General features: G+C 33.7%; 30 protein-coding genes, 1 tRNA gene and 1 other annotated feature. All 31 genes read right to left on the bottom strand.

The window, feature by feature from the left end; all coding sequences use genetic code 11:
• Positions 1-9: 9 nt before the first annotated feature.
• On the bottom strand, positions 10-378 hold the full coding sequence (locus ABDJ34_RS07215; RefSeq protein ID WP_094224410.1) for a Rid family detoxifying hydrolase: 369 nt from the start codon (positions 376-378) through the stop codon (positions 10-12).
• 9 nt (positions 379-387) lie between these two features.
• Positions 388-690 (bottom strand): ribosome silencing factor, encoded by a 303-nt coding sequence (rsfS, locus tag ABDJ34_RS07210; RefSeq protein WP_002835520.1) that lies wholly within the window; start codon positions 688-690, stop codon positions 388-390.
• A complete protein-coding gene (gene yqeK, locus ABDJ34_RS07205; protein WP_412701870.1) occupies positions 691-1,266 on the bottom strand; it encodes a bis(5'-nucleosyl)-tetraphosphatase (symmetrical) YqeK in 576 nt (191 codons plus the stop codon).
• Entirely contained in the window at positions 1,256-1,855 is a 600-nt protein-coding gene (gene nadD / locus ABDJ34_RS07200) for a nicotinate-nucleotide adenylyltransferase (protein ID WP_412701869.1), read from the bottom strand. The genes yqeK and nadD overlap by 11 nt, the downstream gene beginning before the upstream one ends.
• Entirely contained in the window at positions 1,848-2,138 is a 291-nt protein-coding gene (locus tag ABDJ34_RS07195) for a YhbY family RNA-binding protein (RefSeq protein WP_002835523.1), read from the bottom strand. Before ABDJ34_RS07195 ends, nadD begins: the two co-directional genes overlap by 8 nt.
• 8 nt (positions 2,139-2,146) lie before the next feature.
• Positions 2,147-3,412, bottom strand: a complete 1,266-nt coding sequence (gene obgE, locus ABDJ34_RS07190; RefSeq protein WP_412701868.1) for a GTPase ObgE — start codon at positions 3,410-3,412, stop codon at positions 2,147-2,149.
• A gap of 125 nt (positions 3,413-3,537) precedes the next feature.
• On the bottom strand, positions 3,538-3,822 hold the full coding sequence (gene rpmA, locus ABDJ34_RS07185; RefSeq protein ID WP_035109683.1) for a 50S ribosomal protein L27: 285 nt from the start codon (positions 3,820-3,822) through the stop codon (positions 3,538-3,540).
• A 2-nt stretch (positions 3,823-3,824) separates the two neighbouring features.
• Positions 3,825-4,166 carry a ribosomal-processing cysteine protease Prp gene (locus tag ABDJ34_RS07180; protein ID WP_094205326.1) on the bottom strand — a complete coding sequence of 114 codons (342 nt, stop codon included), beginning with the start codon at positions 4,164-4,166 and terminating at the stop codon, positions 3,825-3,827.
• Positions 4,166-4,474: a 50S ribosomal protein L21 gene (gene rplU / locus ABDJ34_RS07175; RefSeq protein ID WP_094208313.1), complete on the bottom strand. Its 309-nt coding sequence runs from the start codon at positions 4,472-4,474 to the stop codon at positions 4,166-4,168. Before rplU ends, ABDJ34_RS07180 begins: the two co-directional genes overlap by 1 nt.
• Before the next feature lie 12 nt (positions 4,475-4,486).
• Positions 4,487-4,559: a sequence feature (ribosomal protein L21 leader region), on the bottom strand.
• 20 nt (positions 4,560-4,579) lie between these two features.
• On the bottom strand, positions 4,580-5,584 hold the full coding sequence (locus tag ABDJ34_RS07170; protein ID WP_412701867.1) for a ribonuclease E/G: 1,005 nt from the start codon (positions 5,582-5,584) through the stop codon (positions 4,580-4,582).
• Positions 5,581-6,177, bottom strand: coding sequence for a P-loop NTPase family protein (locus ABDJ34_RS07165; protein ID WP_412701866.1), 597 nt, complete (start codon positions 6,175-6,177; stop codon positions 5,581-5,583). Before ABDJ34_RS07165 ends, ABDJ34_RS07170 begins: the two co-directional genes overlap by 4 nt.
• The gene (locus ABDJ34_RS07160) at positions 6,158-9,484 is read right to left on the bottom strand and encodes a penicillin-binding transpeptidase domain-containing protein (protein WP_412701865.1); all 3,327 of its coding nucleotides are present in this window, start codon (positions 9,482-9,484) and stop codon (positions 6,158-6,160) included. The genes ABDJ34_RS07165 and ABDJ34_RS07160 overlap by 20 nt, the downstream gene beginning before the upstream one ends.
• An 8-nt stretch (positions 9,485-9,492) precedes the next feature.
• A complete protein-coding gene (gene mreD / locus ABDJ34_RS07155) occupies positions 9,493-9,984 on the bottom strand; it encodes a rod shape-determining protein MreD (protein ID WP_412701864.1) in 492 nt (163 codons plus the stop codon).
• Positions 9,985-10,839: a rod shape-determining protein MreC gene (mreC, locus tag ABDJ34_RS07150; RefSeq protein ID WP_412701863.1), complete on the bottom strand. Its 855-nt coding sequence runs from the start codon at positions 10,837-10,839 to the stop codon at positions 9,985-9,987.
• The gene (locus ABDJ34_RS07145; RefSeq protein ID WP_316515647.1) at positions 10,840-11,835 is read right to left on the bottom strand and encodes a rod shape-determining protein; all 996 of its coding nucleotides are present in this window, start codon (positions 11,833-11,835) and stop codon (positions 10,840-10,842) included.
• The gene (radC, locus tag ABDJ34_RS07140) at positions 11,836-12,507 is read right to left on the bottom strand and encodes a RadC family protein (protein WP_156849876.1); all 672 of its coding nucleotides are present in this window, start codon (positions 12,505-12,507) and stop codon (positions 11,836-11,838) included. It lies immediately after the preceding gene.
• A 2-nt stretch (positions 12,508-12,509) separates the two neighbouring features.
• On the bottom strand, positions 12,510-13,022 hold the full coding sequence (locus ABDJ34_RS07135) for a Gx transporter family protein (RefSeq protein WP_353316949.1): 513 nt from the start codon (positions 13,020-13,022) through the stop codon (positions 12,510-12,512).
• The gene (locus tag ABDJ34_RS07130) at positions 13,022-13,399 is read right to left on the bottom strand and encodes a NusG domain II-containing protein (protein WP_412701862.1); all 378 of its coding nucleotides are present in this window, start codon (positions 13,397-13,399) and stop codon (positions 13,022-13,024) included. Before ABDJ34_RS07130 ends, ABDJ34_RS07135 begins: the two co-directional genes overlap by 1 nt.
• Positions 13,400-13,562: 163 nt before the next feature.
• Positions 13,563-14,204: a pyroglutamyl-peptidase I gene (pcp, locus tag ABDJ34_RS07125; RefSeq protein WP_412701861.1), complete on the bottom strand. Its 642-nt coding sequence runs from the start codon at positions 14,202-14,204 to the stop codon at positions 13,563-13,565.
• An 11-nt stretch (positions 14,205-14,215) separates the two neighbouring features.
• Positions 14,216-15,202: a 5-oxoproline transporter, DUF979 family subunit gene (locus tag ABDJ34_RS07120; RefSeq protein WP_154254403.1), complete on the bottom strand. Its 987-nt coding sequence runs from the start codon at positions 15,200-15,202 to the stop codon at positions 14,216-14,218.
• A complete protein-coding gene (locus ABDJ34_RS07115) occupies positions 15,195-15,869 on the bottom strand; it encodes a DUF969 domain-containing protein (RefSeq protein ID WP_353316948.1) in 675 nt (224 codons plus the stop codon). Before ABDJ34_RS07115 ends, ABDJ34_RS07120 begins: the two co-directional genes overlap by 8 nt.
• Positions 15,870-16,052: 183 nt before the next feature.
• Positions 16,053-16,904, bottom strand: coding sequence for an RnfABCDGE type electron transport complex subunit B (locus ABDJ34_RS07110; RefSeq protein ID WP_412701860.1), 852 nt, complete (start codon positions 16,902-16,904; stop codon positions 16,053-16,055).
• Between the two features lie 10 nt (positions 16,905-16,914).
• The gene (locus ABDJ34_RS07105) at positions 16,915-17,496 is read right to left on the bottom strand and encodes an electron transport complex protein RnfA (protein ID WP_094205310.1); all 582 of its coding nucleotides are present in this window, start codon (positions 17,494-17,496) and stop codon (positions 16,915-16,917) included.
• Positions 17,496-18,125 (bottom strand): electron transport complex subunit E, encoded by a 630-nt coding sequence (locus ABDJ34_RS07100; RefSeq protein ID WP_353316944.1) that lies wholly within the window; start codon positions 18,123-18,125, stop codon positions 17,496-17,498. Before ABDJ34_RS07100 ends, ABDJ34_RS07105 begins: the two co-directional genes overlap by 1 nt.
• A gap of 10 nt (positions 18,126-18,135) precedes the next feature.
• A complete protein-coding gene (locus ABDJ34_RS07095; RefSeq protein ID WP_094209439.1) occupies positions 18,136-18,708 on the bottom strand; it encodes an FMN-binding protein in 573 nt (190 codons plus the stop codon).
• Positions 18,705-19,676 (bottom strand): RnfABCDGE type electron transport complex subunit D, encoded by a 972-nt coding sequence (locus ABDJ34_RS07090; protein WP_094206812.1) that lies wholly within the window; start codon positions 19,674-19,676, stop codon positions 18,705-18,707. The genes ABDJ34_RS07095 and ABDJ34_RS07090 overlap by 4 nt, the downstream gene beginning before the upstream one ends.
• Before the next feature lie 3 nt (positions 19,677-19,679).
• Positions 19,680-21,008 (bottom strand): electron transport complex subunit RsxC, encoded by a 1,329-nt coding sequence (gene rsxC / locus ABDJ34_RS07085; protein WP_316522344.1) that lies wholly within the window; start codon positions 21,006-21,008, stop codon positions 19,680-19,682.
• 28 nt (positions 21,009-21,036) lie between these two features.
• Positions 21,037-21,122: transfer RNA gene (locus ABDJ34_RS07080), tRNA-Leu, on the bottom strand.
• Between the two features lie 29 nt (positions 21,123-21,151).
• Entirely contained in the window at positions 21,152-21,793 is a 642-nt protein-coding gene (locus ABDJ34_RS07075; protein WP_278730612.1) for a lytic transglycosylase domain-containing protein, read from the bottom strand.
• Positions 21,790-22,398 carry a dephospho-CoA kinase gene (gene coaE, locus ABDJ34_RS07070; RefSeq protein ID WP_412701859.1) on the bottom strand — a complete coding sequence of 203 codons (609 nt, stop codon included), beginning with the start codon at positions 22,396-22,398 and terminating at the stop codon, positions 21,790-21,792. Before coaE ends, ABDJ34_RS07075 begins: the two co-directional genes overlap by 4 nt.
• Positions 22,385-25,012, bottom strand: coding sequence for a DNA polymerase I (polA, locus tag ABDJ34_RS07065; RefSeq protein WP_412701858.1), 2,628 nt, complete (start codon positions 25,010-25,012; stop codon positions 22,385-22,387). Before polA ends, coaE begins: the two co-directional genes overlap by 14 nt.

Genomic DNA, 25,012 nt, shown 5'->3' with positions numbered 1-25,012 from the left:
GAAAAATTCTTAGTCTAATTCAGCAATTGCTTCTATTTCGATTATTGCTCCTTTTGGAAGAGCTGCAACTTGAACTGCACTTCTTGCTGGTTTGTGTTCTCCAAAAAATTCTGCATAAACTTCGTTCATATCAGAAAATTGTGATAAATCTTGCATGAACACGCCAACTCTTGCGATGTTTTCTACTTTGCCGCCTTCAGTTTCGATAATATGTAAAATATTATCTAATGATGCTTTTGTAGCTTTTTTTATATCAGTTTGTAACTCTCCATCAACGATTGGAAGTTGTCCTGATACATAAATTGTTTTGTTAGCAGATGTTGCTTGTGAATATGGTCCAATTGCAGCAGGTGCTTTGTCTGAATGTAAAAATTTCATACTGTCCTCCTAATTCCACAATCTTTCTATATCGTAGAAAGAACGTGCTTCTTCTGTAAATACATGTACTATAATATCATTAAGATCTAGCAAAATCCAGTTACCTTCGCTGTAACCTTCTTTTCCTAAAATCTCAAAACCATTTTCGTCGCACACTTTTTCCACTTCATCAATAATAGATTGAGCGTGGTTAGGTGCATTGGCAGTTGCAATCACAAAATAATCTGCAACAGCTGAATCTAATTTCAAAGTTACAATGTCTTTTCCAATCTTATCGTCTATTGCTTTTTGAACTAACTCTAATTCAGTCATCTATACTCCCTTCAATAAATAATTTCTGACATTAACACTAGTGATAGATATTTCCCTCTCACCTTCTATAAGATATTTTATCGTATCATCTAGTGATTTGACAATTGCTTTATTCAAATTTATTTTGGATAATCTTCTGATTTCATCAACGTCATCATAATCTCTCTTATCTTCGGTCTTATCAGCCAAGTAAATTATTTTTTCAAAATCAGTCATATTAGTTCTTCCAGTTGTGTGAAATTCTATCGAATCCAAAATCTCTTCGTCATTCACGCCGTATTCTTTGTTAGCGACAATTCTACCCAAATAGCAATGCAATAACTTAGGATTTTCCATATCAGGATTTTTCCCCCTCAATTCTCTAAGCTCTTCAAATTCTTTCTTGTACTTATCCAAATACATCTCTTCGTTGTTTTTTGCACAGTCATGAAGTAGTGCCGCTAATTCTATTTTTGTAACGTCTTGATTGTGAAGCTTTGCTAATTCAATAGCTTTGTCTCTTACTCTCAAAACGTGTTCGTATCTTGTTTTTTTGAGCATTTTACTCAAATTATTTTCTATTTCTTTAACTTTCATATAATTTGTTTCTCACAATATATTCAAAAACTTGATTTGGCACGAAATACCTAAAATCCTGATTTGTTTGAACTTTCTCTCTGATTTTTGTAGAAGAAATATCTATAAAACTTGTGGGAATTTTCTCCACAATATATCCCTTTGATTTTAAATCATCGATTTTTACATCTAGTTTGGAAATCTCTTCTTGTCTTCTAATACAAGCCAAAATCTTAGTATTTTTTAAAAAATCTTCTGCATTTTCCCAAGTTTCCACACTCATTAGCGAATCTTCGCCCATTATAAAATAAAAATCATAGTCGTAATTTTCTCTCAAATATTTCATAGTTTCCCATGAATATGTCACGCCATTTTTGTTGATTTCATAATCACATACATTAAACTTCTTGTTATCCTGTGTGGCAATCTTCACCATTTCAAATCTTTTTTGTTTGTCTGTGACATTTTTATCTTGCTTAAAATTCGGATTACCAGTAGGAATAAACCACACTTCATCCAAATTTTTGTAATTAATAGCTTCCATAGCTAATATCAAATGTCCTATATGAATGGGATCAAAAGTCCCACCCATTATTCCGACTTTAATCATCTAAATCTATTACCTTGTTTTCAGACTCTCTGTAAATTGTTAGAATATTTCCCATATATCTGACAAATTCACAGTCAAGTTTTGTCAATATTTCGTCTATCAACATATCTCTATCGTCCAAATTATTGTTGAGAATTTTTATCTTCATGACTTCTCTCTTGTTCAAAGTATCATCGATTTGTTTCAAAGTATTTTCTGAAATTCCACCTTTGCCGATATTTACAAGTGGTTTGTAACCATGAGAAATCTTTTTTAATTTCGCTCTTTGTTTTGGTGTTATCATTTTATCTCCTATTCGTAAAAATCAAATTCTACATCACCGATAACTACGTTGTCTCCATCTTGAATTCCAAGATCTTTTAATTGTTGGATAACTCCCTTGTCTTCGAGAACTTTTTGCAAGTGGTTAACAGATTCGTACACTTCAAAGTTTGTTCTGTAAATTAAGTTTTCAATCAACGGACCTTCGACAATGTAGTTTTCGTTTTCTTTTCGAACTTTGAAATCAGGTTCTTTTTCCTCTTCAAAGTAAACGTATTGTTCATCCAATGTAGAATAATCATCTTCTATACTATCCAAAGTATCTGCAATCAAATACATAAGTTTGTCCACATTCTCTGTTGTAGCAGCGCTTATTTCTACGATTTCATCAACTTTGTCAGAATATTTTTCTCTGAATTCTTTTATATTATCTTCTGCCCCTAGGTCAGTTTTATTCAAAACCACGAGCATCTTCTTGTCGTTCAATTTGATATTGTATGAAGCCAATTCGCTATTGATAAGTTCAAAATCTTCGATTGGATTTCTACCTTCACTTCCAGAAATATCCAACACATGAACTAAAATTTTAGTTCTTTCAATGTGTTTCAAGAAATCATGACCAAGTCCCAGCCCTTCACTTGCTCCTTCAATTAATCCAGGAATATCTGCAAGCACGAAACTTTTTTCTCCTACTTTACACACTCCAAGATTTGGCTCAAGTGTTGTGAAGTGATAATTTGCAATTTTAGGTCTTGCGTTTGACATTATAGACAACAGTGTAGATTTCCCAACATTAGGAAGACCAATCAATCCAACATCAGCTAAGAGTTTTAATTCTAACTTAATTGTTTTTTCTTCACCTTTTGCTCCAGGCTCTGCAAATCTTGGCGCTTGTCTTATAGATGATTTAAAATGAACATTTCCCTTTCCGCCTTTGCCGCCTTTGCAAATTACAAACTCTTCCTTGTCGTGTTTTACATCGTAGATAACCGTATCTGTATCGTAATTTTTTATCAAAGTTCCAACTGGAACTTTAAGAATTAAATCTTCACCTTTTTTACCAAATTGTTTTTTGTTTCTGCCGTCGCCACCATTTTCAGCTTTATAAATGGATTTGTAACTGTAATCCATCAAAGTTTTAATGTCTTTGTCTGCGACAATTATTATACTACCGCCATCTCCGCCGTCGCCACCTGCAGGGCCTCCTGATGGTTCGTATTTTTCTCTTCTAAATGCAACAGAACCGTCTCCACCTTTTCCAGCTTTTAGTTCTATCTTCGCTACATCTATAAACATTTTTCACCTCTTTATTAATGCTCACTATACTTGTAAGTTTACATTATTTTCCACTAAAAAAGCAACACCTTACGATTATAAAAAGGAAATCCAATTTATAATCATAACAAAGGTGTTGCTAAAAATTAAGCTTCTTTTGGATATACAGAAACTTGCTTTCTGTTTTTACCAATTCTTTCGAACTTAACTACTCCGTCAATTTTAGTGAAAAGTGTATCGTCTCCACCCTTTCCAACGTTGTTGCCTGGATGTATTTTTGTTCCTCTTTGTCTAACTAATATGTTACCAGCTAGAACGTATTGGCCGTCACCTTTTTTAGTTCCTAATCTTTTGGATTCGGAATCACGACCGTTCTTAGTAGAACTTACTCCCTTTTTACTAGAGAATAATTGTAAATCTAATTTTATCATTATTACACCTCCCGATAGTTAATTTTCAAGTGTTTTATATTTTCGTTTCGTATTGATTCCAGAGCGAATACCAATGATTTCATCAAAATATCCACTTGAATCATTTCAGTCTCATTTAGTAAGTCATAGTTTATTTCGAAGAAAGCATCTCCGCTTTCAAAATGAAATTTCAACTTATCACTGTCAAGCTTAAGTATTTCAGTAAATGTGTTAACAGTATTAATCAGATAAACACTGATAGCGCTGCAGACCACATCATTTCCATAGGATCCATGATCAGCATGACCAGTTGATTTGACTTTTACAAATTTTTCGTCTTTTCTAAAAATATCGACAGTTACCATTAAGCATCAATTTTTTCGATTTTAACTAATGTATATGGTTGTCTGTGACCTTTTTTCTTTCTGTAGTTTTTCTTAGCTTTGAATTTGAAAATAACAATTTTCTTGTCTTTCTTTTGATCCAAAACTTCAGCTGAAACCTTAGCTCCTTCTACTACAGGGCTTCCAACTTTAACATCGTCTCCAGCTACCATTAATACTTGATCAAATTCGATTTTATCGCCTGCTTCAGCTTCGATTTTTTCAACTTTAATGACATCTCCTTCAGAAACTTTGTATTGTTTTCCACCAGTTTTAATAATTGCGAACATTTAGTGCACCTCCTCATTTTTAAGACTCGCCAAATCTAGGTACTTTTGAAGTTTGAAAACCCGATTCGAGCGGTTACACACCAAATAATTGTACAGTAATTTCATTTATTTGTCAAGTTTTACTGTGAATTCTAATAGATTTAAATTGCTAAATCCATGAAAATTTATATTCGGTTCACCAAATTCATTTTCAATAAAATCTGATAACTTTTTGTTGTCACCTTCTCTGACGCAATCCACAATAACCATCCCCACCATATTCTTCAAATAAATCATTTGGTGGATTTTCTTCAATGCTTTTGTGTTTAATTCGTGAAAATAATCCTCACCCATTATCATTTGAGCTGAATTCACATCCACAACCCACATTGCCTCAGTTTTTTGAATGACAATCTCTGCGTTATTGTCCAGTTTTATTATTTCTGAATTTTTATCTATTATATCACGACTTATCAAATTATCATAGTTATAATTGTAATTTTCATCAAATTTTACATTTAAAATCCCCTTGTACTGTCTGTAAACTATTCTGTCATTAGTTATCAAATAATCCACATCTTTTTCTTGAATTATTTTATCCACTGGATTCTTCTTGTACAAAAGTTTTGGAATCGGAAGGAATTTCTTCTCTGTTTCAATATAGTGTAATTTGTTTACAATGAATTTCATTTCTTTTTCTTGTTGAGACTTTTCTTGTTTGAAGAAATCTTCTCCCACAATTCCTGTGAATGTGTATTTTTGTTTGAAATCATCGATATCTTTGTATTTTTGTTTGCCTTCAAATGTTAATTTATCGCCGTTTGTGTATTTCAAATTTTCTGTTTCAATCGTAATTTTGGTTGTGAATTTGGGGTATTTATCACCTATTGATTCTTTTGTCATCTGAACTATTATTTCATCAGATGGTTTCAAATTTTTGGTGAACTTTGTATTATTCAGAAATCCTGTTTTCTTTTTGTCGTATTCTATAAAAAACGCGTCGAGTTTTTTATCATATTTTGTGATTTTGGCTACATAGATGTTTCCAAGTTCACTGTCGTAATCTCCTAATAATTTAAGCTCATCATCATAATATCCCCAAGTGTTTTTGTCTATAAATAGATATTTCATCTTTTGAAAATCCTATCGAAAAATCCGATTTTCGCTTCTTTGTCTTGTTTGTAATTTTGGATAATTTCAGTTAGTTTTTCATCGACATTCTCAGAATAGGAATTAATTTTCATCTCGTATTCTTTTGTGAATTCTAATTTTCCAATGTATTTGTAGTCAGATTTCCTTTTAGATGATGAATCCGTAATTTGATACAATTTTTTTGCGTGAGATTTTTCTTCATTTCCCCACATTATTTCTTCATCAAATTCTATTCCAATATCTTCAGTGAATATTACAATGTCAAACTCACTTAAATTGTCTAGCAAATTTTCGTAATCTTCATTTGACGCAGAATATTTTTCAGGTTTTATGGTTGAAGGTATAACATATCTATCTTCTGTGATTTTGACCATTGATTTCTTGTAATCAACCACATTACTCAACACATCCAATGTGTCATAAACGCAGTAATCCTCCACCCCTAATGCGTATTCTATTTCTCTTGATTTTTCAGAATTTACTATTAAAATTTTTCCGTCTAATAAATTACAAAGGCTTTGTATCAACAAAGCCTTTTTTTGTAATTGTGAATTAACGAGTACTGTTTTCATACATATCATTCTCACTCTCAGTATTTTCTTGTTTTTCGTCTTTTTCTTTTTTTAATTTCAACGCTTCTGCCATTATATCTCTTGTCATTGGTCCATTATTCGTGCTCGTTCCACCTTGCATAATAACTGTTACCACTGCAACTTTAGGATTTTCAACTGGAGCAAATCCAATCATCCATGCATGGTTGTCATATGTCTCTCCAGTTACTGGATTAACCCCAACTTGGGCTGTTCCTGTCTTAACTCCCGCAGAAACTGGGAAGTTTTTAAAAGTATTTTTTTCGTAGCCTTCAGTCGTAGCCAAGTGAAGTCCTTTTCTGATATATTCCAAATTTTCGTAATTTTTCAATTTGATTTTTTCGCTTTTCTTTTCGTTTTTAAATAGCGATGTGGAATTGTCATTGGATTTTACTTCATTTACAAGCGATAATTTGTTCAAGTATCCATTATTTGCAAATGCAGACATATATCTTGCCATTTGAAGTGGCGTGTATGCGTTCTGTCCTTGACCGATAACTACGTTCAACATATCACCGATATTCCACTTTGATTGGCTCAAATAATCGAATTTGATTTTATCGGCGAACGAATTTCTCTCTCCGTCTAGTTTCTTTTCTGCATCAAATCCCAAACTATCCAACGTATTTATAATGTTTGTTCTTGTCTGAAGATTTTTGTCGTCTGCAAGTAACATTATTTTGTCGATTTTGGATTTCATTTCTTTTGCAGTAAATACTTCTCCTTCTTTGACGTATTTATCTGCGTTTTTTTCCAAAAATCTTCTGAAAATTGCTTTGAAGTTGTTTTCTTTTATTAATGGATCTGGAACCGTTCCTGTACTTTCGACTGGAACATTTATATCTATTCCTGTTTTACTTCCTAGACCAAGTTTTCTTGCAGTAGATACTAATTCATCAACACTTAATTGGTATCCCAAATCTCTGGAACGTCTTTGATCTTTTCCAAGTGCTAGAGAATAATAATAGTAGTTACAACTGTCTCTTAGTGCTTTCATCACATTGTCGCTACCGTGAGTTCCTTTGTGTTCATTCCATATCCAACAACCAAATATAGAGCCGCCGACATCCACGTATCCTCCACATTTTATTTCGTGATAAGGGTCAAATCCGCCTTCTAATGCTGCAAGTGAGGTGTTAAGTTTGAAAATAGAACCCGGTTGCATCGCAGCTTGCATTGGAATGTTATACAAAGGTCTTGGAGATATTGGATCTTTTGGATCTTCTGCTTGTAAACTTTCCCAATCAGTTTGTGAAATCCCCGTTGAAAACAAATTTGGATTGTACGATGGGAATGAAGCCATTGCAAGTATTTCTCCAGTTTCAACATCTACTGCAACTGCTGCACCACTTTTTGCGTTTTTGTATCCAGCTAAAGTTTTGTCGCCCCATTCGGATACATAAGTTCCTCCAGTGCTTACGGCTTTTATAGATTTTTTCAAAGATTCTTCGGCAACTCTTTGAACATTAGTGTCAATACTCAAATACACATTGTCGCCAGGAATCGCTTTTTTCTCGGACAAAGTTTCAGTTCTATTTCCTTTGCTGTCGACCATAACCCTCAAAGATCCGTCTTGTCCTTTTAATGCATCTTCCTTGCTTTCTTCAATTCCAGTTTTACCTATCAAAGCATCCTTGCTGTAGCCTTTTTGTTTTACGTATTCTTCGATTTCTTTTTCCGTAGAAATCTTGCCAATATATCCCAATACGTGGCTTAATTCTTCACCATTAGGATAATATCTAACTGACCTTGTCGCTACCTCTATTCCTTGGTTTTTACCAAATCTTTCTTCTATGCTACTCACGGATTCTTCCGTTAAATTGTAGCTTAGAGCGATTGGCTCATAACCTTTTTGTCCTTTGTTTTTCAATTGATTGTAAATACTTACGATGTTGTAGGCATCGTATTTTGAATATTTTTCGCATTTATTATTCTTCAAAATTTCTTCATACAAAAGCTTAACATCAGAATTTATTTCCTTGTCGTAACTCTTGTAGAAATCTTCCATATTTTTTTCGTAAATGTACTTCCAATCATTAACACTAATCGAAGGGTTGATGTTGTTTTCAGTGTTTACCGATTGAGCAATAAGTTTTATATCATCGTCTGTGATAAACTTATATGATAAATTATTCGAATTCAATAAATCTGCAACGTGTTTGTATGGATCTGTAGACTTTTTACTTTCTGTGACAAACTTAGCCTTAACTTTTGGATTTTGCTTGTCTTTTTCATCCAAGCTAAACTCTACATTTGTTTGTATTCCGTTTTTCTTGAGTAAGTTTAGGGCTTTTTCCAACACGACAGTTTTCTTGTCATCTTCTACATCTACTTTTTTCAAAAGCTCAACTATAGTATTGTCTTTTACAATATTTACAAAATCGTCAGCAGCCTCTGTTTTAAAATCAATTTTGTTGGACAACTTCATCATTTCAACTTTTTTCTCCAAAAGTTTTTGGTTGTCTTTCAGTTCCATATCTTTCAGAACGATATTATCTTGAAGATTTTCCTTTTCCAATTCCTTGTAAACCATCGACCTAATGACGCTGTCGTTCAAAAGTTTTCTGATAATTGATTTGTCTTTTTGAATTATCGTAGCTATCGCAGAATTAACATCTGAAGTTTCCTTTAGTCCGTGTTTTTTTAGTAACTTCACAGTTTCTTTGTCATTTGTATCGAACTTTGTATTATCTTTACGATCCAATTTCAAAGTCAAACCTTTTGAACGAAGTGCGTTCAAGCAATAATCCAAGACTGTTTTCTTATAAATTCCTTGATTAGTTTCTTGTGTGTAAGTCTTGTCGATCAGATTTGCCATTATGTTTTTATCCATGACAATTGATGCCACTTTATCAAGCGGTGATTTATCTTCTTTCAAATAATCGTCCGTATTTCTGTAAGTAAAAGCGTTTAGTGCGATTGGAAAATCTTCGGTGTTCATTGAACCATCTTTTTCCAAAATTCTCGATAAATTCAACAATGCGTCATTACTATCGTCAAGCTTCATTTGTTTGATTTGATCTTTGTACAAATTAGCGACATAAACATTTTTCGTCGTCGCTAACAATTCTCCGTTTCTGTCGTAAATATTTCCCCTAGGAGCAGGGATTTTGACTTCACGAAGTCTATTATTCTTGGCAATATCCCTGTAGTAGTTTCCTTTAATTAATGTCAAATGCATCAATTTCAAAGTAAGTACAGCCATCATTATCGCCAATATCACAATAATTATCGTGAATCTATCGTATTTTTCAAGTTTTTTTAAAAATTTATTGTCAACTTTCTTCATTTTGTACCTCAAATAAACTTAAATTTTGGAAATTTAAATATCTTTTTGAACAATTTGAACAAAACATAATACAATAGAACATTTAAAATCATTTCGATTAAAATCGGTCCTTTTAAATAAGCTTTATTGAATCCATTTCCTGTAATATAGAGTACAAAATAATGAACGAGAGTGTAATACAAAGTCACAAAAAACGTAAGTATCATCCCACTTCTTGGATCTTCTTTGTTAATTCCTGCTTCGCTATTTCCAATCAAAAATCCTGATGTAAAATAAATCAAAGCTCTTACTCCAATAACTGGACTGAATATCGAATCCTCAATTAGCCCAATTATCATACCGTTTAACGAGCCTGTGTACGCACCAAATCCAATGGACAATAACACTACTATCGGTATTGAAATATTCGTGTACACGTTGAACACTGAAATTCTGGAAAGAAGTGTCGCTTGGATTATGATGTCCAACAAAACTATCAAAAATATTTTTAATTTGTTCATCTAATTCACTCCTTGTCCATCAACTATAAGAACGCGGTACATATTGTTGAAGTTGATTTGGGATTTGCATTTGATAATTTTGGTGAAATTATCCTTTGTCTTGATAACTTCTGTTACTTCTCCGATTTTGATATCTCTCGGATACACTCCTCCAAGTCCCGATGTTGTAATAATATCTCCAACTTTTACATCAGCATTAGAATCGTACATATATCCTTTTAAAATATCTTTTTCTTTTTCATTCAAAATCCCAACATCTTCACTCTTTGCTAGTCTAAACCCAACGTTGTTTCCGCTATTCATAATAGTGTCCACTTTGCTATGGTTAAGTCCGACTTCTGTTACAACTCCAACCAAACCTTTTTCGATTCCATCATTTGAAGACACAGCCTCTATCACGATGTCACCTTTTTTGATTTTATCCATTGAACCTTTATCTATACTAAATCTAGTAAAAATATTTCCCGGATCTTTTCCTGTTATGAAAGCTTTTGTTTTTATAGTCCTATCCTTACTCAAAAGTTCATATTCTTCTTGCAAATATCTCTTGTCACCTATAACTTTGTTCAAATTATCTACGTTTTTTCGTAGCTTTGCGTTTTCTACAGTTAATCTTTGATTATCTTCACGCATTTTTTTAGTTCCAAAAACATAATGAACTGATTCCTTAAATTTGGAGCCTATCACATAAAACACTTTGTTAACAGGAGTAATCACTGTTCCTATCGCGTTTTCTCCAATAGACATGTAAGTTTTATTATTGTTTGATATTGTAATAGTCAATATGAGAAACAAAGTCACCGCAAAGAAGAACACTCTTTTTCTAAGCTTATTATTATATCCAAACTTAGCCAATTATTTGTCTCCCTTCTTTAAGAATTTGCCAATACCAATTCCCGTGCAATCCATCGGACTGTCCACTTTCAACACTTTGATTCCCAAAACATTTGTGATGTATTCATGAATGTAGTCGATAAGACTCACTCCACCTACAATGTAAATTCCTTCAGCTATAATGTCGTTTGCGATATCCGGTGGAGTTTTCTCCAAAACTTTTCTCAACGCTTCGATGCACATATCTGCTATCGGCACAATCGCAGGTGTAATATCCTTCGCCCTAATCTCAACAGATTTTGGCATCGTGGATATCACATCAGTTCCTCCGACAATCATCGTGTTGTTTTCCCTGTCAGAATTCAATGTCGCAATCTTAAACTTAATCGCTTCTGCTGTTGAAATACCGATGTTAACTCCAAATTTTTTCTTCAAAATTTGTTTGATTTCTTGGTCAATATCTTCTCCACCGCTTTTGATGCAGTAGCTTGTAACAATTCCACCCAAACTAATCACAGAAGCTTCGATTGTACCTGCGCCTATGTTTAAAACAATGTGTCCCGTTGGTTCATCTACATCGACACCCAATCCTTTAAGAGAAGCGATGTTTTCTTCAACCAATTTTACACTTCTCGCTCCAGAATTTAGCGCCAAATCTTCCACGCTTCTTCTCTCAACATCCGTCAAAGACGCAGACACCGATACACACACTTCTGGTTGAAAAACCGAAAAATTTGGTCTCGCTTTTTTTATAAAATACGAAAGCATACTAACAGTCGATTCAAAATCAGCTATAACGCCGTTTTCAATCGGACTTATCGCCACGATATTGTCAGGGGTTTTCCCAATCATACTTTTCGCTTCAGTTCCCACTGCGACAATATCATAATTATTTATATCTATAGCTACAACGCTAGGTTCGTTGATTATTATTTTCCCATTTTCATCGGAAATAATGGAATTAGAAGTTCCCAAATCAATTCCCAAACCCTCTTGTTGAAATTTAAATAATTTCATTTAAAAATACATTCCTTTCCTCATACTCAGACTATCATTTGAGCTAACGATAATATGATCTAACACTTGTATTCCTACCAAATCCCCCACTTTATCCAATCTTTTTGTAACTTCAATATCCGCATTTGATGGAATAAGAGAACCTGAAGGATGATTATGTACTAAAATAATCGAATTCGCTCCCTTCTTAATAGCAGATTTGAAAACTTCTCTAGGATGAACGATAGATTGATTGATAGTACCTTTGCTAATAAGCTCTTTGGAAATAATTCTATTTTTAGTATCGAGAAGTAGTGCGTAGAAGTTTTCCACATCGCAACTTCCAATCTCATTACAAAAAATCTCTGCAACGCTATCTGGATCATTCAGACTGAAACTATCCATCGCTTTTCTCAAAGCAAGTCTTCTTCCTATTTCAATTCCAGCCAAGATTGATGTAGCCTTTGCCATCCCAATTCCCTTTATTTTCATTAACTCTTCAACGCAAATATCCTTGTAATCATTTTCGTTAATGTAATCAACGACTCTTTTCGAGAGAATTTCTACTCCTTCTTCTTTGATTCCAGTCTTCAATATGATTTGCATCAATTCTTCATCACTCATTGAAGAAATACCATTGATTTTCATTTTTTCTCTGGGTCTTAGGGACTCATTCATTTCCTTAACTCTCATTGTTATCTCCTGTTATTAAACAAATAATTTTTTTGCTTAGAAAGTGCATTTGTTAGGTAATTTGAAGTAAGTCCAACAAATACACCTGTAAATATACTCAAAAACACCAAAATTGGCAAATAAACCAAAATTCTAAGATTGTTCAGCATAACTGCACACACCAAAACTTGCGATAAGTTGTGGGTAAAAGCTCCAAACAAGCTAACACCAATCAACGAAAAATATTTTCTCAAATACTTGTTGACCAAATACATCACAACAAGTGAACTTATAGCTCCTGCCAATGAATAGAAAAAGCTTATAACGGCCCCTGTGATTAGCATTAGTAAAAATGATTTTAAGATTCCTATTACAAGAGAATCCCTAAAACCAAAAACAATTAAGCATGTTAGTATTACAATGTTGCTGAGCCCAAGTTTTGCTCCAGGCATTACGATTGGAAGTGGAATCATTGACTCAATCAAGCTTACTACCAATGCAACTGCCGTTAAAATAGGAATATGTAATCTTTTCATCAATAATTCACCACATCAATATCATCTTTGTTTTGCTTGTTAGCCTTAATTTCTACAACTAATTTGTTCGGCAAACAAACAATAACATCCCCCGGTTTATCTATCTTTCCTTTTAGCATACACAACTTGTCCGGACAATCGGATTCAGTAATCGTAACACTGTATCCATTAATATGAACAATGTTGTGACCGTATTTATTATCGATTTTATAATCATAATGATCGATTGGAAGTGTAATTTGTTTGATTTCTTTTCCATTCACTTGAATTGAAACGTATTTGTCTTGTGAATTTACATTATTAATATTTAAAATCACAAACAATACAGCTGAAAAACACAACAAAAATCCAATCAAAATTTTATCGTATTTAGTCATTAAATTCTCCTTTAAACTACCTTATAGTTTATCATTTTATCGTGTATCTTTTCAAGATTAAACAAAAATGAAAATTCATTTGCAAATAAAAAAAGAACCTCGAAACTCAAATGCTTCGAAGTTCTTCAATCAAAATTTTTATGATTTTAAATCATATTTTATTTTAATGAGTTTTTCCACCTGTAACTTTGATGTCTTCATCATTGTCTATTACAGCTTCAATTGCTTTTTCCAATGCTTTTGCAATTGTATCCAAGTTCATTGAAGCAGTGTGTGGTTTATCTAAAACTTGTTCGGGCAAAAATGGAATATGAATAAATCCAGTTCTCATATTAGGATATTCAGTAGCTCTTACATGAGCCATTCCGTATGCAACATGGTTACATATGAATGTTCCTGCAGTGTTTGACACAGATGCTGGAATGTTTGCCGATTTAATATTTTCAACCATCGCTTTGATTGGAAGAGTCAACAAATATGCATCAGGGCCATCTTCGGCGATTTTTTCGTCTATTGGTTGGTTTCCTCCGTTATCTTTAATTCTACAATCATCAACATTGATTGCAACTCTCTCTACAGTGATGTCTTCACGTCCACCAGCTTGTCCAACTGATATTACAACATCTGGTTTAACTTCTTTTATCTTTTCTTTTAATTTATCTACACTTTTCCCAATAACTGTAGGAATTTCTATTTTGATTATTTCATTTCCTTTAATTGAATCAGGTAACAGCTTAACTGATTCAATTGCAGGGTTAATTTTTTCTCCGCCAAATGGATCAAATCCAGAAACTAAAATTTTCATAAATTTACCTCCTAAAATGCTAATATCATTAATAATACAACATGAACAACTACTAGAGCTAAAGCAACTGGAAGTTGCGCTTTAATAACTCCGTTTTTATCTTTCATCTCTAAGATTGCAGCTGGAACTATGTTAAAGTTTGCCGCCATTGGTGTAATCAAAGTACCGCAGTATCCAGCAGTCATACCAAGTGATGCAACAACAGCAGGATTTGCTCCTTTTGCCATCAACAATGGAACACCAATTCCTAGAGTAATAACAGTAAATGCAGCGAATGCATTACCCATTATCATCGTAAATACAACCATTCCAACAATATATGCAACAGCAGCTGCAAATACTCCCGCATCGCCTACAATTCCAGCAGCCAAGCTACCTATTAGCTTTCCTACCCCTGCAGATGCAAATATAACTCCCAAACCACCTAATAATTGTGGTAGTAATGATGAAGATCCAACTTGCATCAACATTTTTGTAGTGTCTTCTGCAGTTTCTTTTGCTTTTGGTTTTGCGATAATAATCGCAATAATCAAAGCCAATAAAGATGAGATAGTAAGAACTTGTGCAGCTGACAATGAGAATATTCCATCAGTGTTTTTCAAAGGAATCTTAAATGATTTCAATTGCGATAGAAGCATCGCACTAATTCCCATTACTAAAGCTGGAATAAAAATCTTGCCTCCAACTTTTTCAGCATTTTTCATTCTTTCTTCTTCTGTTAGTTCTTTAAATTCTGCTGGCTTGATTTGATTTGCAATTGACAATACTCCCAAGAATAAAAGTATAACACCTACAATTATTCCACCAGATTCTACATTTCTTACCAAGAATCCTCCACCAGCAAACAATACTCCAAGTAATATCCAGAAAAGCATTGTACCTATCTTTGCTTCTTTGTTGAATCTTGCACGGATACCAGTCATTATGCAGATAATTCCACATAAGATGTATGCTATCTCATCAAGAACAACCTGATTATCTACAAAAAAATCAAACATTTTTTATATCCTTTCTAAGTTTCATTTCAAAAACAGCACATTGTATAAGTGCAATAATCAACATACTAACACCTGCAAATATAGACCATTTTGCTATTTCTGCAGTTTCTAATGGAAATCCTGCATCTTTTAATGTAGTTTGCATCAAAAGTACACCAGATGCCAATGGAAATATATTTTGTCCGTAGAAGTTACCATAGTTTTCTACAGCAGCAGCAAGACCTTTTAACTCATCAAGTCTAACTTCTGTCAAATCAACCTTCTTTCTTGCAGCACCTTCTGCCATTGGTAAAATCAATGGACGTATAAATTGAACGTGTCCGCCAAGTCTTAAAGAAAAAGCAGCTGCTATCCATCTAATGAATAAGTAAATCCATAAAACAGAAGCTGCACTAGCCATTTTAAATTTCGATATAAAATCTCTAGCTTTTTCCTTTAGTCCGTATCGTTCCATAATAGCGATAACAGGGAATGAAATCAAAAACAAACTCATCAGTCTATTGTTGACAAATCCCTCTCCCATAATTTTCAAAGTGCCCGTTAATCCAAGACCTCCCGCAAGACCTGTAACAAGACCTGCCAAGAGAACTATTCCCAAAACATCTAGTTTTAGTGCGAATCCAACGACAATAATTAATATTCCTATGAAAACTAAATATTCTCCCATACTTTGCTCCTTAATTTTTATTAGCCAAACAAAATTTGACTTCTTAAAATTATACCCGATACTTTTTTATTTTAAACTTTTAATTACATTTTATTTTCAATTTTGATATTGTGTTATCTTTGTTTGTTAAATTTAAGATAATTAAACGTAAAAAAACAGACCGTAAAAACGGTCTGTAAAATATTAAGCTTCTTTAGCAGGAGCTTCTTGAGCTTTTGCTTTAGCTTGTTCTTCTTTTATTTTTAGTCCTGGATAAATAGCTTTTGTAGGACATTTGTCTACTGCTTTTTGAACTTGTTCTGGATCTAATCCTTCAGCATTGTTGAAGTGAGCTAAGTTATCTTCAACGCTGAATCCATCTGGACACATCTTAGCGCAAATTCCACAAGCAATACATCCAACTTTACAGTATTGTCTTACATCTTTACCTTTATCGTGACTGTTACATCTTACATAAATGTCTTGATCATAATCTACAAGTTTAATAATATTTCTTGGACAGATTTCAATACATTTTTTACAAGATGTACATTTTTCTTTATCTACTAATGCAATGCCATTTACAATGTGAATCGCATCGAAGTCACACACATCTACACAGCTTCCGCAACCCAAACATCCGTCCGGACAAGTTTTACTTCCACCTTGAAGATTATGGTTAACTCTACAATCCATAATACCTTTGTATTTAAATTTTTCAGTAGCGTATTCTGGAGTTCCTTGGCACATTACACATGCAACTTGCTTTGCAGAATCTACTGCATCAGCTCCCATGAATGCTGCTAATTTTTCGGCAGTTTCTTTTCCACCAACTGGACAAGAATTACAAGGTGCTCCTTTGTTTACAATGGCATCTGCAAGTCCGTCGCATCCTGGAAATCCACAGGCACCACAGTTTGCGCCAGGTAACATTTCCCTTACTTTAAGTACTCTTCTATCAACTTGAACTTCGAATTTTTTAGATGCAAAACCCAAAAGCAGTGCAAATAAAATTCCTAGTGCTCCTAAGATTATAAATGGAGTTAAAATTGTCATTTATTACCTCCTATACCAATCCGCCGAATCCGAAGAATGTCATCGCCATTAATCCAATAGTAATAAACGCGATTGGTACACCTTTAAAACTTTCAGGAATGTTTTTGTTCAATGCGATTCTTTCTCTGATTGCAGCTAATAAAGTTATCGCTAAAATGAAACCTAGTGAAGCACCAATAGCACTTGCTAATGTTTCAATTAAGTTGTATTTTTCTTTTACGTTTGCTAATGCAACACCCAATACTATACAGTTTGTAGTTATAAGAGGCAAAAACACACCAAGTGCCGAGTACAAGTTTGGACTCATTTTCTTCAATGCCATTTCTACGAATTGTACCAATGTCGCAATAACCAATATGAACACTATCGTTTGTAAGTATTCAATATGAAATCTTTCTAGTATTTGAATTTGTAGAACGTAAGTAACGACAGATGCTATTGTGATTACAAAGAATACTGCCATACCCATACCAATAGCTGTTTCTGTTTTTGAAGATACGCCTATCAATGGGCAAAGTCCTAAGAATTGACCAAATACGTAGTTGTTTACTAATAAGTAAAGAACTATTATTTTAAATATATTTGCTAACATTAGTCTTCACCTCTCATGTTGTTCTTCTTTCTTTCTTGTCTTGATAAGAAATAATTGTAAGTAGCTAACAATATTCCAAGTACTATGAATGCTCCTGGAGCTGCTGACATAATACCAATTGGAGGAATATCTCCTATTACAAGTTTTCCTAAGATTTTTCCTGAACCTAATAACTCTCTGATGAATGCAACCAATACGATTACAATACCATATCCCAATCCATTTGAGATACCATCTAACAATGATAAGAATACACCATTTTTAGATGCGAAAGATTCAGCTCTTGCTAAGATTATACAGTTTACAACGATTAGAGGAACGAATGCTCCTAATGAACTGTATAATGCTGGAACAAATGCTTGAAGCATCATTGAAACTAATGTTACGAATGTTGCTATTACAACGATATATGCCGGAATTCTAACTTTATCCGGAATAAAATTTCTAAGTAATGATATTACTATGTTTGAACAAATCAAAACGAATGTGAACGCCGCAGTCATACCAATTGCGTTTTCTACTGATGTTGATACACCAAGTACAGAACACAAACCTACCAATTGGATTAAAACTGGGTTGTTCTTAAGAATGCTGCTTTTGAAAACTTTAGCCGCTTTACCTTTTTCCATAATTTCCCTCCTATTTTAATCCCGCATTAGCTTTTTGAGATACGTTCAATGCGTTTTTGGCTGCTGTAGTGGAATAAGTCGCACCACTTAGAGCTTGAATTTCGTTGTCAGCTTGTGGTTTTTTAACAGCTGCTAATTCTTTTTCCATAGATTTACCAATAACTGAATCTACAAATTCAGGATCTCCAATTCTACTTCCAATTCCTGGAGTTTCTTGTGATTCAAGAATTGAATATCCAACGATTTTGTTCTCATTGTCTACACCAACTACGAAAACAACATTACCTGAATATCCACCAGCTCCAATTGCTTTGTATACATGACCTACAGGTTTTCCACCTTTGATAGCTTCTTGTACGTCATCTAAATTTTCGTCTTTTGCTTTTAAATCTTTAATTTTTGCTTCATCAAGTGGTTTAAAAGATTCCGCTTCAGGAAAAGCTACTTTTAAAGATTTTTGATAATTTTCTAGTCTCTTAGCTTCTATTATTGGTTCAGTAACTTGGTTTGCAAATGCAAGTACTACCGCACTAATTGCTGTGATTATAAACAATCTAATAGCTAAATTTATTGAACTTCTCATATTCCTTGTTTACCTCCTCTACCAATTGGTGTTGGAACTGTATATTGATCGATAAATGGTACAGCACAGTTCATGAAGATTATCGCATAAGATACACCTTCTGGAAGGTTACCAAATTGTCTTATGATAGCTGTAAAGAAACCACAACCAATTGCAAATATAATTTGTCCTTTTGGAGTAACTGGACTAGTTGAATAATCTGTAGCCATGTAGAATGCACCCAAGATTAAACCACCAATAAATATGTTCATGCATGCATCTTGAATTCCTACGCCGCAAATAAGTAATGTTACAAATGTTGTTGCGATGTAAACTAATGGAATTCTAAGATTAATTACTCTTCTGTATAATAGATAAGCCACACCGATAAGTAATGCCAACGCACTAACTTCACCGATTGTACCCCCCAAGTTTCCTAAAAATGCATCCATAAAGCTAACTGGTTGACCACCTGATAAAACAGTCGCATAAGTTTCTGCATCCACTGCTTTTTGTGTTAATGGAGCAGTGTAGTTACTCATTGCTTGTGCCCAACTTGCCATTATGAAAGCACGTCCTGCTAATGCAGGGTTCATAAAGTTTGATCCAATTCCTCCGAATAATTGTTTTACAATTATAATAGAAAATACCGATCCTATGATAATCATTGGAATTGGTAATGTAACTGGCACGTTAAATGCCAATAATATACCTGTAACAACAGCTGATAAATCGCTAATTGTAGAAGGTTGTTTCATTATTTTTTGATAACAATATTCTGATAAAACGCAAGCTGCAACTGCTGCCAATACCAAAACTAAACTTCTCATTCCGAATTCGTAAACACTCACTATCAAAGCAGGAACTAAAGCAATGATAACATCAAGCATAATTCTTTGAATAGATACTGCACTTCTTTGATGAGGAGCAGCTTCTACGATTAAATGAGATAAGTCGTATTCTTTTTGTACAATTTCTTTATTTTCCATAGACTATCCCCTTTTCCTTTGTTGTGCTTTTAATTGAGTCTTTGCGTGTACAATTGCTTCAACTAATGGTCTGTTTGATGGACAAACATAGCTGCAAGTACCACATTCTATACAATCATTCAAATGCATTTTTTCTGCTCCTTCAAAATCACCGTTCAATGATTTTAATTGCAAGAACAATGGTAATAAGCCGATAGGACATACATCCACGCACTTAGCACATTTAATACAAGGTTCTGGAGAAGCAAGAGTTGCATCTTTTTCATTCATAAAAATAATTCCGCCTGTTGTTTTAACAGTTGGAGCATCCAAGTTGTATTGGCAAGCGCCCATCATAGGTCCACCAACGACAATCTTATATGGAGTTTCTTTGAATCCGTCACAATAATCCACTAAATCTTTGAATTTAGTGCCGATAGGAACGTAAACATTCTTAGGTTCTTTAATAGCTGAACCTGTCATAGTAACTATTCTGTGAGTCAAAGGAATACTGTGAACTACAGCATCGTAAATCGCCATAGCACTTGAAATGTTCAAACCTTGAACTCCTCTTTCGTTTGATCTTTGAGCCTTCGAAATCTTCTTACCAGTAATTGCATTGATAAGTCTTCTTTCGTCCCCTTGTGGGTATTTAGTTTTAACAGCACAAATCGAAATATTTGTTTCATCTTTTGCAGCATTTTTCAAAATTCCGATTGCCTTTTGTTTGTTATCCTCAACCCCTATGTATCCTTTGTCACAATCCATCAATTTCATGATAATTTTCAATCCACCAATTGCTTTTTGAGGATATAATTCCATATTAAGTTGGTCACTAGTTAAATAAGGTTCACATTCTGCCCCATTTAAGATTACTTCTTCGATTTTTACATCTGGTTTTTTCTTCATCTTAATGTGAGTAGGGAATCCTGCTCCACCTAAACCTACTATACCAGCTTCTTTTATTCTTTCTAGGATAACTTCTTTTGATAATTGTGTGAAATCATCATTTGTTTCAGTGTATCCTAATTCGTTTAAACCGTCTGATTCGATTACTACAACTTCACCTTTTTGACCATTTGACAATACCATCTGCTCAATCTTCATAACCTTTCCACTAACTGAACTGTGAACAGGTGCTGAAATAGTCGCTTTAGATTCACCAATTTTTTGGCCCACTTTTACCTCATCTCCTACTTTTACTGTAGGTGTACAAGGCGCACCAATATGTTGATGCAATGGAATATAAACCATTTTAGGTTCAAAATTTGTATCTAAAGGACAATTTTGAGTATAGGATTTATGATCATCCATGTGAAATCCGCCTTTAAAAGTCAGATTTTCTAAACTCATTTTTTCACCCCTTTAATAAAATAAAAAATGGTGCAGAGAAAGAGACTTGAACTCTTACGGGATTACTCCCACTGCCCCCTCAAGACAGCGTGTCTACCATTCCACCACCCCTGCGTGATAAAGACCTTTTGTGCAAAGGTCTTTTAATATTTGTTAATAATATTTTTGATTAATTTAATGTAGTTTTTCGCCCAAACTTTGAAATTTTTGTGCATATTTTCTTCTAGCTTAGTATCTTCGTAGAAGATCTTGTAAATATTGTATTGGTTTTCAACCTTTACAACGTAATACTTCGTCTCAGAAGAAGGAATATCGTCTAAAGTTTGACCATCTTTTGAAAAAGATTCGTTAGACAACCATTCTTTTACATTTCCAATTCCGCCGTTATAAGCTGCAATCGCCAAATCGTGATTTTTGAAATGGTGCAATAAATAGGACAAATAAGCCGTACCCATTTCAATATTCTTATCAGGTTTTTTCAAATCTTCCACTGTAAAGTGAGTGTTTCTCATATTGTTAATACTTTCAGCAGTATCTGGCATCAATTGCATAAGCCCCAAAGCTCCAGCTTTTGATTTTACACTTGGATCAAAGTTAGATTCAACTTTAATCACACTCATAACCAAAAGCGGATCCACGTTATATTCTTTTGCGTATGTATTAACCAAATCGACATATTTCACTGGTCTTGTCATAGTTGAATAAGCGCTCACGCCAAATCCAATTAAAAACACAATCACAATAATAGAAATAATCGTGATTAAAAATCTTTTAATAAATTTCATAATTTTTTCCTATCTATTAGTTTGTCAACTTTTTGTAGCAAATCTGTTTCAGTCGTGTTGTTTACGATAACTTCGTCAAATTCACTAATTTTTTTCTCATAATCTAGTTGAGAATTAATTCTTGTAACTGCGGTATCGTAATCAAAGTTGTTTCTATCCATTATCCTTTGAATTCTGATATTTCTATCAGCTACAACTACCCAATCTTCGTCGACGTCGATATATTTGTCAATCAATTTTTTGCTTTCCAAATACATAGAAATCTCAAGAAAAATCAAATCAGACTTTTCATTCTTAATTCTTTTTACTACTCTTAATATTATATCAGTATGTGTCAATTCTTCAAGTTTTTTTAGTAATGTTTTTGAATTAAATACAACGTTGGAAAGTTTCTTCCTATCGATGTTAGAATTTTCGTCCAAAATCCCTTCGCCAAACTCATCTATAAGCTTGTAATAAAGTTCTGTACCTTGTTCATAGATTTGGTGAGTAATCTCATCCAAATCTATTACAACAAAGCCTTTTTCTTTTATCCTTCTACACACCGTACTTTTTCCGCTGGCTATGTTACCACATACTACGATGATTTTTTTATTTTGCATCATACCAATTATCTGCACTGTTAACATCAATCTTCATGTCGACTTTCAGATCAACAGCATGTGTCATGACATCTTTCATGATTTCTAAAACTTTTTCTCTTTCATCTTCTGGACAATCAACAATAAGCTCATCGTGAACTTGCAAGATTAACTTGGCTTTTAGATTTTCTTCATTCAATCTATTGTAGAATTTCACCATAGCAACTTTAATTATATCCGCTGCAGAGCCTTGAATTGGCGTGTTAAGTGCCACACGTTCTCCAAAGCTTCTCACGTTGTAGTTTTTGGATTTTAATTCAGGAATGTATCTTCTTCTTTTCATTATAGTTTCAACGTAGCCTTTTTCCTTACCAATTGCAACTATATCTTCCATGTATTGCTTGATGCCTTTGTACGTGTTCAAATAATTTTCGATATATTCCTTGGCTTCTTTTCTAGTTATGTGCAAATCTTTACTCAAAGAATAATCTCCAATTCCGTAAACAATACCGAAGTTTACAGCCTTTGCGTTGGATCTTTGAAGTGATGTTACCTTGTCAAAATCAACCTTGAACACTTCGCTGGCAGTTTTCCTGTGAATGTCTGCTCCGTTTTTGAATGCATCAAGCATCACTTCGTCATTTGCCAAATCAGCCAACACTCTAAGCTCTATTTGAGAATAATCCGCATCCAACAGCACACTTCCTTTGCTTGGAACAAATGCTTTTCTGATAAGTCTTCCTTCTTCAGTTCTGATAGGAATATTTTGCAAATTAGGGTTAGTAGAGCTAATTCTTCCAGTTTGCGCTATAGTTTGTTGGAATGTAGTGTGGATTTTGCCGTCTTCTTTGATTAAATCAACCATTCCGTCGATATATGTCGTTTTGAGTTTCGCAATAGTTCTGTATCTTAAAATGTAGTCGATAATTTCGTGTCTACCACTTAAAGCCTCCAAAACTTCTTGGTCTGTCGATGGACCAGTTTTATTCTTTTTTATTACAGGAAGTTCTAAATCTTCAAACAACACTTCTGCTAATTGCTTTGATGAGTTGATGTTGATTTTCTTGCCGATAAGTTCCTCAACACTGTCCTCGATTGATTTTATCTCATCTTCGAAAAGTTCTCCCATCTCAACCAAAGTTTCTTTTTCTACACAAACTCCAGTAAATTCCATATCGCACAAAACTTTTATCAAAGGAATTTCAACATCTCTGTAAAGATGCATCATATCCTCTTCTTCGATTTCAGAAATCTTTTCGTACAATTTATTTGTGAACATCATGTATTTTACTACGTAATTGTCGATTTCTTTGTCATCTGATTCCAAAATAGTCTTCTTGGATCTGCCTTTACCTGTAATATCTTCAAGCGGCTTGAAATCATAACCTATTACTTTAGGATCAGACCTTTCCATGCTATAACTTGTCTTGGAAGGATCAAGCAAGTATTCTATGATTACAACATCGTCGTAATTGTACGAAATGTCGATGCCATAACGCATCAAATGATAAATACATGGTTTGATATCAAATGACAGCTTGTTGATGTCTTTTGATTCAAATTCTTCCTTAAATGATTTTACAATGTCTACGTTTCTTGTAATGTACACCTTGTCAGTGTAAATCGCAAAAACCACAGGCTCATTGTCGACATAGTAATCATCGTTAAACAATGCAAAAGTAAACTTTTTATTTTCTTTAATATAAGCTTTAATCTCATCTACGTTTTCATCTAAGTTTTCATATTCAAACTTTTCACTAGATTCTTCGTTTGGAAGTTTTTTGATAAAACTATTGAATTCAAGTTTTGTAAGAACTTCAATCAAATGATCATTGTCAGCTTCTTTTATAGAACAATCATCGATTACAAATCCCATCAAATCTTTTGGAACATCTGTATTAATCGTTCCAAGTTCTCTACTTAGATATGCGATTTTTTCTCCATCGATGACTTTTTGTTTTGTTTTCTTGCCAGAGATTTCATCTACGTGCTCGTACAATCCCTCAATACTTCCGTATTTTTGAATGTATTTAAGAGCAGTCTTCTCTCCAACTCCATCAATTCCCGGAATATTGTCTGATTTATCCCCCATCAAGCCTTTCAAATCAATCATTTGCTTAGGAGTAATTCCGTATTCTTCTTTTAAAGTATCCACATCGTAGATTTTCGTTTCAGTAATTCCTCTTTTTGTAAGAACAACTTTTGTATTATCGTCGATAAGTTGTAGATAATCCTTATCACCAGTCAATAAATACACATCGTAGTTTTTTGATGAAGCTTGTTTTGCCAAAGTTCCAGCAATATCGTCTGCTTCATATCCTTTTAAATCAATGTATGAAACTCCCATCGCTTTTAGCAATTCTTTAAGCATATCGAATTGTGCGATAAGTTCTTCTGGAGTTTCTTGGCGATTACCCTTATATTCAGAATATTTTTCGTGTCTAAAAGTTGGCTCTTTTCTATCGAAACATACCACCACAAGTTCTGGATTGAGTTTATCCATCACAGAATAATACATATTCATAAAACCAAACACACCATTAGTGTGAATGCCATCTTTTGTAGTCAAATCCCTGATAGCGTAAAAGCCTCTAAATAATAGCGATGAACCGTCAATAATTAAAGCTTTTTTTGACAT

Origin of the sequence: Finegoldia dalianensis (assembly GCF_046255015.1) — a bacterium.
GTDB classification, from domain to species: domain Bacteria; phylum Bacillota; class Clostridia; order Tissierellales; family Peptoniphilaceae; genus Finegoldia; species Finegoldia magna.
The sequence above is the reverse complement of the archived record's forward strand: the minus strand, read 5'-3'. Positions and strand labels throughout refer to the sequence as shown.